Annotated in this window: 2 protein-coding genes and 1 pseudogene; all 3 read left to right on the top strand. The window is 70.6% G+C overall.

Features of this window, described 5'->3' with window-relative positions; genetic code table 11:
• A pseudogene (locus CA983_RS43190) lies at positions 1-352 on the top strand (hypothetical protein); the annotation flags it as partial.
• A 171-nt stretch (positions 353-523) separates the two neighbouring features.
• Positions 524-1,102 (top strand): antibiotic biosynthesis monooxygenase, encoded by a 579-nt coding sequence (locus CA983_RS43185; protein ID WP_086606058.1) that lies wholly within the window; start codon positions 524-526, stop codon positions 1,100-1,102.
• 30 nt (positions 1,103-1,132) lie between these two features.
• Positions 1,133-1,949, top strand: an 817-nt coding sequence (locus CA983_RS43180; RefSeq protein ID WP_244207350.1) for an anthranilate synthase component II, incomplete at its 3' end; no start/stop codon positions are given.

The raw sequence follows: 1,949 nt of genomic DNA, 5'->3' as shown, positions 1-1,949 counted from the left end.
GGGGTTCGGAGTGGTGGAGGTGGCGGTGCGGCTCATCGGCGGTCTGACGCCCGGTGTGCTCTTCACCAACCCGGCGGCGTACGCGCTGCTGCTCGGCGGCGGGGCCGCGTTCCTGTTGCTGACCTCCGCCCTCCAGCGCGGGTCGGTGACCACGGCGACCGCGGGACTGGTGCTCGGGGAGACCGTCGCGCCCGCGCTGATCGGCGTGGTGTGGCTCGGGGACCGTACGCGGCCGGGGCTGGGGTGGCCGGCGGTGCTGGGGTTCGCGGTGGCGGTGGCCGGGGCGCTGGCGTTGTCACGGTTCGGGGAGGCGCCGGTGGAGCGGGTGGAGAGCGCGCTTGCTCCCAGGTGATGCGGGGGGCAGACCCAGGTGATCGGATCTGTTCACGCCCAGCCGATCGGGAGGGCTCACGCCGGCTGATGAGGGGGTTTCCCACCTGCCCAAAAGCTTCACGTTCCGGACGGCCGGAAAATTGTTTGTTGAATCTTGAACGCGGGTGAACCGCTTTCCGTATGGGACGGCGTGACCAGTAATCCCGTCACGGTCACCGTGGCCTATCGCGTGATGCCGGGCCGGGCGTCCGACTTCCACTCCTGGGGGTGGGCCATGCTGGGCGCGACCGCGCGGCAACCGGGGTTCCTGGGGGGTGGGGTACTTGTCGACGGAGGGGCGGAGTGGCATGTCGTTTATCGCTTCACCAGCGAGGGTGCGGCCCTGGCCTGGGAGAAATCACCCTCCCGGGCACAGTGGGACGCCCGGCTGGAGGGGCTCGCCCAGGAGGCGGAGCGCAGGCGGGTGCGGGGGGCCCGGGCCTGGTTCGAGGCGCAGACGCTGACGCCCGCGCCGCCCGCTCCGCCGTCGAAATGGAAACTGTGGTTCGTGAATATGAGCGCGGTCTTTCCGCCGGTGCTCCTTTTCAATCTGACGGTGCTTCCCTATCTCGGTGACCTCAATGCACTGATCCGCACACTGTTGTTGTGTCTGTGCGTGACGGCCCTTGTCACCTGGATTCTCATGCCGCGGCTCCAGCGTTTCTTCAGGAAATGGCTGTACCCGTCGCTCCAGGCGCTCCGCGGACGGCACAAACGCCGGGCCATGTAGGCCCGCGAACGAACAGAGGGAGGTGGGCGGGTGAAGACCCTGCTCATCGACAATTACGACTCGTACACGTACAACCTGTTCCAGCTGATCGCCGAGGTCAACGGCGAGGAGCCGGTGGTCGTCCGCAACGACGCCGCCGCCGACGCGGTTCCGGATCTCCGGGAGTTCGACAACCTGGTGGTGTCCCCGGGTCCCGGGCATCYGGCGGACGCGCGTGACTTCGGCATCGCGGCCGGGCTGGTCGCCACCTCCCCGGTTCCCGTGCTCGGCGTGTGTCTCGGCCATCAGGGCATCGCGCTCGGGGAGCGCGGGGTGGTGGGGCCCGCTCCTGAGCCGCGGCACGGGCACCTGTCCACGATCCGGCATGACGAACGCGACCTGTTCCAGGGCCTGCCGCAGAACTTCACCGCCGTCCGCTACCACTCGCTGTCCGTGCGCGAGCCGCTGCCGGAGATGCTGGAGGCCACGGCCTGGGCGGAGGACGGCGTCCTGATGGGCCTGCGGCACCGCACCCGGCCGCTGTGGGGCGTGCAGTTCCACCCGGAGTCCGTGCTCACGGAGTTCGGCCATCGCATGCTCGTGAACTTCCGCAACCTGACCGCGAGGCGGGCCGGCAAGCTGCGCACGAAGAACACGGCGGTGCCGTCGCCGTCGCCGTCGCACGAGTCATCGGCCCGGCGCCGCGTGGTGGTACCGGAGTGCGAGGCGGGCGAGTCCCGGCCGCTCGCGGCGGAGTCAGCGGGCTCGGTACCGGCACCGGCCCTCGCCACGGCCGGTCCCCGGCCTGCGGCCGGGCCCGAGGACGCCCTGGTTCCCTCCGGGCCGGTCGGCCCGCCCACCGCCACCA

This window comes from Streptomyces swartbergensis (assembly GCF_002148965.1).
In the GTDB taxonomy this organism is placed as follows: Bacteria; Actinomycetota; Actinomycetes; order Streptomycetales; family Streptomycetaceae; genus Streptomyces; species Streptomyces swartbergensis.
Note: the sequence above shows the minus strand (reverse complement) of the source record. Positions and strands in the feature narration are given on the sequence as shown.